Raw genomic sequence first — 7,378 nt, 5'->3', positions numbered from 1 at the left:
GCCGAGTCGATGGCTCCGCCGTCGGACTCGTAGGTGATCTGTTCCAGGAGCTGGCCCTGGTACTGGGGCAGGTCGGGGTGGCTCGCGCCGTCACTGGCCTCGACGGCCGAGGACCGGGTGCCCGAGGGCAGCTTGTCGCCGTGCAGGCCGCGGAAGTAGCGGTGCTCGGTGAGCTGCTTGACGTCGTCACCGGCGCCCTGGCGGGTGCGGACCCGTTCGTAGCCGCGGTACTGCGACCAGGTGCGGTGCTTGTTCTCGGTGAACTCGCTGTCGTCGTAGGCCCAGGCGGCGCCGCCGAGGAACTCGTAGGAGGTGACCTTGGCGGGGCTGTCGGTGACCAGGTCCTCTTCGCGGACCTGGGTGACGACGTACTTGTGGAACCAGTCCTTCACCGGGTTGAGGGCGCCCTTGGGCGTCCAGTACTGCGGGAAGCAGCGCATGGTGTTGGACTCGGGCGAGGCCGGCATCCGCTTCGGCTCCAGGGCCTGGCAGTCGCGCGGCGAGTAGCTGATGCCGATCCGGCCGCCGGTCTCGGTGTCGATCGCATGGACACGCAGACGCGAGAAGGGCGGCAGGCCCTCCACCCTGTCTACCCGGTTGTCCAGCTGAAGGCCGGCGAAGGAGACCTTCGGCATGTTCGCTGTAGCGCCCGCGCCGTGACCGGTGCGGGTGACCGACTCCAGCCACAGAGCCGGGGAAGTTCCGTCACCAGTGGACGGATAAGACTGTTCCAGCGTCCAGGAGTCGACCGGCTTCAGCGCGGTGCCGGACAGCACACTGGTACTGATTTTTGTCAGGCGCTTGGTCGACCAGAACGTCGGCGAGTACTTGTCGGTGCACTTGGCACCGGAAGCGCACTCCTGGTCCAGTGGCGTGTCCGGCCAGAACTTGGCGTTGGCCGTCGTCCGCTTGGTCACCGCGCAGTCGAACAATGCAGTGGGGGTGCAGCGTTCGGCAGTGGTGAAGGAGACCCGGCCGGCAGGCAGGACGCCGAACAGCTTGTCGGAGCGCAGACCGTAGTCGATGCGGGAAAGCTGGGCGGCGCGCGTGTAGGCGATCTGCTGGTCGGCCTTCATGTTCTGGCCGTAGAAGTTGGTCTCCTTGGTCCACCACAGGGTCATGGCGTCGCCCAGCGGGTCGACGACGTAGTCGAGGTTCCAGCGGTAGGCCTGGGCGCAGTCGGAGTCCATGAACGCGGTGGCGTGGCACGGCTCGGTCGGGTGGTTGCCGAACACCGGCACGGTGAGTGCCGAGTTGGTGACCGTGCCGTCCGGGGCGCCGGGCAGTTTGTTCAGGCCGAAGTGGTACTGGGTGCCGTCGGTGGTGGTCAGGACCCAGTACTCGCCGGTCTTGGTGCCGTTGGCGGCGCCGGACTTGTGCTCCAGGCGGGAGCCGTCGTCGTCGGCGGGACGCCACTCGTCGGTGCCGTCCTTCTTGACGAGTTCGGTGGTGTTGCCGCCCAGCGACATCACGACGTGGTCGGAGCCCCAGCACAGGTCACCGCTGTCGCCGGTGTTGTTGGGCTTGAGGTCGTTGCCCTTGTCGTCCTTGATCGGGGCCTTGTCGTCCGAGCAGGAGCGGTACTTGCGCTCGATGAAGCCCGGCTCGTAGTCCCAGCCTTCCGCGATCCAGGAGGACTGCGCGTTGGTGGACGCCGTGCGGCCGTCCACGGCCTGCGAGGAGTAGGACAGTTCGACCTCGGGCTGCGGGCCGCCGGGGACCTCGGGCGCCTCGATCGGGTACGTCCAGGAGAACCCGCCGGAGGACGAGCCCGCCATCCAGGAACCGGACGGCGACAGCGAGGTCGCCTCGTGACTGCCACCCGGACCGGACGCGGCGGCCGCCGCGGCGAACACGGTCGGCGCCGCACTGGTGGCGGCGAGATCGACGGTTGCGGTCACCGTCTGCGCGACCGGGTTGTTGGCACCGGTCAGTTCGGTGCGGGTACGGCAGCGCTCCAGGCCGGGCGTGGTCAGCGCACAGGCCGGAAGCTGCACCAGGCGGAGCCGGGAGCCCCAGTCACCGCCGTAGGTGTCTGCGAACGTCGAGTAGTCCAGCTCGATCTCGACCGAGCCGGAGGCGGCGGGCGCGAGACCGTCGCGCGCGGGTGCCGCGGTGAACAGCACGCCCTGGACGCCGACCTTGCGGGCCGAGGCCTCGTCCCTGACCTGCACCTGGACGGCGGTTCCGGCGTCGGCAGTCGGCCGCTTCGGGGCGCGGCCGGTCACGCGCACGCCCTGTCGCTGCTTCACCGAGGGAGTCTGGCGGACTTTCACCACACCGGTCTGCACGGCGGTCGGCTTCCGTGATCCGGTGTCGCCGCCAGTGAGCGGCGTCTGCTTCGCAAGCCGGTCGCGGGTGTCGGTCACGAGAGTCGTGTACGTGCGGGCTGGAACCTTGCCGGCAGTGGGCCGCCAGTCACCGGCGGCGTCGTCGCGCACTTCGGCGCGCTTCTTGCTGAACTCCCGGCCGGGAACCGACCGGTCGCGCTGCACATCCGGGATCCGGGTGCTTCCATCGGCCGCGCTCGCGTCGTCGGGTATGAGCCCGACGAACATCACGAGCCCCACGAACAGGGACACGGATCTGTGCCAGTGCCCTAAGTAACGTAACTGTCTGATCAGTTGGTCCACAAAGGACCTCCCCCCACGCTCTGTGACCAAGCGATGAACGATCAGACACTAAGCACGCTCGATCATCTTCACAAGCAAAACAAAACTCGCCCCACAACTTCACGCCAGTCATCACTGGGCAAAGCCTCGCCCATGACATGTACGGTGCGTGTGACCCAGCCCGCATGACCGGGCACGCACGGCAACGATCCGGGGGGATTCGCGCATGCCAGCAGCATCCCGATTACAGCGCAGGACCAGGCGCTCGGCGCGGGCCGCGCTCGTCGCGCTACTCGTCGGCGGGACACTCGGACTGACACCACTGACACCACTGACACCGCTCGCAGCGTCCGCTGCCGACACCGACTCGACCACGGTGGCCGCGAACGCCGAGGAACGGGCACGTCAGCAGGCCGCAACCACCGGCAAGCCAGTGGAGGTGGCGTCGGCCCGCACCGAGACCAGCGAGACGCACGCCCTGCCCAACGGCAATCTCCGCCACACCCAGCACACCCTGCCCGTCCGCGTGAAGCGCGAGGGCGTCTGGACCCCGGTGGACACCACGCTCATCGAGGTCGCCGGCCGGATCTCGCCCAAGGCGACACCCGGCCGCATCACCTTCTCCGCAGGCGGCGACAACCGCCTGGTGACCCTCGCCGACCAGGGCGGAAAACTGGCCCTGACCTGGCCGAAGGCCCTGCCCGAACCCGTCCTGGAGGGCCCGACCGCGACCTATCGCGAGGTGTTCCCGGGGGTCGACCTGGCCGTGAAGGCGAGTGTGGACGGTTTCAGCCAGGCTCTGATCATCAAGACACCCGAGGCAGCAGACCGGCCGGAGCTGGCCCAGATCGGCTTCGGCCTGAACACTGAGGGCCTGCAGCTGAGCAAGGACGCCGAGACCGGCGCGCTGCGAGCGGTCAACGCGGCCGGCCAGACCGTGTTCGCCTCGTCCACGGCCCGGATGTGGGATTCGTCCGGCACGATGGAGCAGGCGCCGACGACGTCCACTCTTCGAACCGCGAGGACTTCCGCTCTTCGCGCAGGCAGCGCGGCGCAGACGGGGCCGGTGTCCGACCCGTCCCCGCTCACGCCCGGTACCAAGAGCAGTGAGGTCGGCGTCCAGGTCACCGGCGACCGCATCATCCTGACGCCGGACCAGAAGCTGCTCGATGCCGCGGACACCGAGTTCCCCGTCTACATCGACCCGCGGATGACCGGTACCCGCGAGGCCTGGACGATCGCCTACAAGCCGCATCCGACCAGCAGTTACTGGAACGGCACGGGCTGGGACGGCGGTACGACGAGTGAGGCGCGCGTCGGCTACGAGTCGTCCACGGGCGGCACGGCCCGCTCCTTCTTCCGCGTGGGCTCGAAGTTCCTCGCTGGCGTGAAGGTGATCGACGCGCAGTTCCAGATCACCGAGACGCACTCGTGGTCCTGCACGCCGAAGCCGGTCGAGCTGTGGGTGACCGGTTCGATCTCCTCGGTGACCACGTGGAACAAGCAGCCCTCCTGGTCCACTCGCCAGGACAGCCGCAACTACGCGCATGGCAACGAGACCTTCGGCTGCCCGAACGCGGCGGTCGACTTCACCGCCAAGGACGCGGCGGTCAAGGCGGCGGCCAACAAGTGGTCGAGCATCACCTTCGGTCTGCGGGCGCCGCAGAGCGCGGAGGACAACAAGGACGAGTACAGCTGGAAGAGGTTCAAGCCGGACGCCAAGCTGATCGTCGAGTTCAACCGTCCGCCGAAAGCGCCCTGGGCGCTGGACACCATCCCCAGCACCAAAGTCAGCACCACCGAGTGTGGCAACGGTTCGTCCTACGTCACTCTCGGCAACACGGACGTGACGCTGACCGCGCAGGTCTGGGACCCGGACGGTGGCGCGGTCAACGTCCAGTTCCATCTGTGGGCGACCGGCAAGCAGGACACCCCACCCGGGATCATCTTCGACAGACGGGTGAAAGTCACCGTCAAGGCGGGCGACCCGAAGGGCGCGCAGGCGCGGGTCGTCGTGGGCAAGGACCTGCTGGCGAAGCACATCGGCGCCAGTAACGGGCAGTTCTCCTGGAAAGCGCAGGCCGAGGATGTCGGCGACGCGTCCTTCGCCTCCAGTTGGACGCCGGCGGGCGCGCAGGGCTGCCGTTTCGGCTTCGACCCGAAGGCGCCGACCGTGATGCCGTTCGTCGGCACCAAGGACGGCCTCTACCCCGAGACGACGGCCGACATGGAGCCCGTCGAGGGCGCGCTGGCCCGTACCGAGGGCGTGTTCGAGTTCAAGGCCAACGGCGTCCCCGACACCACCGAGTACCGGTGGGGCCTTGACCGGACCCCGCCGAGCAACTCGGCGAAGCCCGCGGCCAAGGGCGGCTCGGTGGAACAGAAGGTCACCCCGCTCACTCCCGGACCGCACACGCTGTACGTGCGTCTGGTGGACGCGGGGGGCAACGTGGGCCCGGTCTACCCGTATCGCTTCTACGTCAAGAGCCCGGGCGTGACGGACAAGCCCGGTGACGTCAACGGCGACGGCATGCCCGACATGTTCGCCGTGGACGGCACCGACAACCTGCGCCTCTACGGCGGCACCGGCAACGGAGCCGTCGCGACGATGATCCCGCTCTCCTCGGGCGGCGGCTGGAACGGCTCCCTGCTGACCCACCGCGGCGACTGGACGGACGACCTCTACGAGGACCTGGTGGCGCGCCACTCCGACGGCAGGCTCTACCTCTACCCGAACAACGGGCAGGGCGAGTTCACCGCCGACACCCGGGAGGAGGTGTACGTCTATCCCGACGCGGAGACGGAGCTGTCGACCGACCCCTCGACGATCAAGCAGATCGTGTCCCTGGGCGACGTCACCACTGACTCCGACGGGAGCCACCCCGACTTCGTCGCGGTCATCGGTGACCAACTGTGGTTCATGCAGGGCCACTCCCGCGCACGGATCGATTCGGGGTACCTGATCGGTACCTCCGGCTGGGGCACCATGCAGCTCGCCTCGCCGGGTGACGTCGACGGGGACGGCTTCACCGACCTCATCGCCCGCAACACCGCCAACGGCGAGGTATGGGTGTACCACGGCCGCAGCCCGGGTGACGCGGACGGCGACGGCACCTCCGACGGGGGCACGGACCCGGCGTCCCTGGGCTCCGCCGCCAACCGCACGGCGTATGCCACGGGCTGGACCACGACTGCCCGCCCCCAGCTGACGGCCACCGGCGACTCCAACGGCGACGGGATCCCGGACCTGTGGACCACGACCGCCAACACCACGGCGGGCCTGGAGTTCGTCCCCGGCCGCAGGACCGGCCTCGTCGGTCCAGCGACGGTGGTCGGAACGGGAGGATGGCAGGCCATCAAGCGGATCTCGTGATCCGTCTCCCGTGACGGATCCGACCGCGGCCGGGGTGATGTGCCCCGGCCGCGGTCGGCCGTCGTGTCCGCGGAACCCGCCGCCGGGCAGGACCGTGCGGGCCGAAGCGGACGTACCCGAAGGCAGGCCCGACCGCTCAGGTGATCGCAACAGCGGGGAATACGCCGACGAAGCCGCGCTGTCCGGGCCAGGCGGTGGGCTGCTGCCGGGAAACGGAACGCCCGAGGTCCCACCAGACGGTCCTGGTGGAACCCCGGGCGTCCGACCCTGACGGGCGGATCAGGCGGCTTCGTCGCCGAGGCGCTCAGCCGCGCTCACCGCTACCGCCTCCGGGGACGGAAGATGACATGCGGCAGAGATGGATCCAGCTCTCCGTACTTGTCCGCTCTCCTGCCCGCGTTCGGGTTGTAGCTCTGCCAGAAGTCCCGGCCTCGGCCACTGCCCTCACCGTCTCCGATCCCGCGCGGGAGGGAGTTCTTCACTTTGCCCCGCTGCCGGGACGGGCCGTCCAGGATGAAGTCCCAGTCGGACTCGGGACCGAAGCCCTTCGGGTTCTCCGCGGTGCGACGGCCCCTCGCCCGGCTGCCGACCACGATGATCGGGTAGCCGAGCCGGTCCGCGGCGTTCTGGATGCGCTGGGCGTCGTGCGGGGCCATGCCCGCCTCGGCCGGCGTCCGTTCGCCGCAGTTGTGGACGAGTACCGGCGTGGCCCCTACGACCACGTAGTACGTGTGGACGTCCGTGACGGTCAGGTTGTGGACCGTCGCCTTCGCCGTCCACGCCTCGACCGCACCGATCTGGAGCCAGGTGCCCGAGAGCGTCTGGACCCACTGGCCCCGCTTCAGCTCACCGGCGTCGACCCACTCCCGCAGGGACGGCACCCAGAAGGGGTGACCGGCCGTCGCGGTCACGGTCGTGACCTGGGCCTTGCCGGACGGGCCGCCGTGGATCCGCAGCGTGATCCGGACGAGCTTCTTGCTGCCCTTGCCCTTGATCGTCGCCGCCGCCGTCTGGACGGAGGTCTTCCCCGTCTTCGGGTCGGTGGCGATGACCTTGTCGCCGGCCTTGACCTTCTCGATCGACTTCGTCGACCCGTCGGCCATCAGCACCTTCGTACCGGGCACGAAGCTGTTCGGTCCGCTGACCCGTTCACAGGCCGCGCCCTGCACCTCGTCCTGGGCGGTCTCCTTGGCCTCCTCCTTTACCTCCTTCGTGACCTTCTTCACCGCCCGCTTCACCTGCGACGGCTTGGGACGCGGCTTCGGCTGGGAGCGGGGCTTGGCCCGCGGCTTCGGACGCGCCGCCGCCTTGCGGGCCGCGGCCCGGCGTGCCGCCGCCTTCCTCGCCGCGGCGCGTGCCGCACGGGCACGGGCCTGGGCTGCCGCCCTCCTGG

Annotated in this window: 3 protein-coding genes and 1 pseudogene; 2 read left to right on the top strand and 2 right to left on the bottom strand. The window is 69.2% G+C overall.

What is annotated here, in order from left to right:
• Positions 1-2,582, bottom strand: a pseudogene (locus tag ALMP_RS39575) (Rhs family-like protein); the annotation flags it as partial.
• 256 nt (positions 2,583-2,838) lie between these two features.
• Here ALMP_RS39575 and ALMP_RS39570 point away from each other — a divergent pair.
• Positions 2,839-5,985, top strand: a complete 3,147-nt coding sequence (locus tag ALMP_RS39570; RefSeq protein WP_264936839.1) for a VCBS repeat-containing protein — start codon at positions 2,839-2,841, stop codon at positions 5,983-5,985.
• Between the two features lie 320 nt (positions 5,986-6,305).
• On the opposite strand, the gene ALMP_RS39565 is transcribed toward ALMP_RS39570, so the two are convergent.
• Positions 6,306-7,211, bottom strand: a complete 906-nt coding sequence (locus ALMP_RS39565) for an HINT domain-containing protein (protein WP_264936838.1) — start codon at positions 7,209-7,211, stop codon at positions 6,306-6,308.
• On the opposite strand from ALMP_RS39565, the gene ALMP_RS39560 reads away from it, so the two are divergent.
• The coding region (locus ALMP_RS39560) for a hypothetical protein (RefSeq protein WP_264936837.1) at positions 7,198-7,378 on the top strand (181 nt) is incomplete at its 3' end. The two genes, ALMP_RS39565 and ALMP_RS39560, sit on opposite strands and share 14 nt — an antisense overlap.

It is taken from the genome of Streptomyces sp. A012304 (genome assembly GCF_026008495.1).
Classification (GTDB): Bacteria; Actinomycetota; Actinomycetes; order Streptomycetales; family Streptomycetaceae; genus Streptomyces.
The sequence above is the reverse complement of the archived record's forward strand: the minus strand, read 5'-3'. Positions and strand labels throughout refer to the sequence as shown.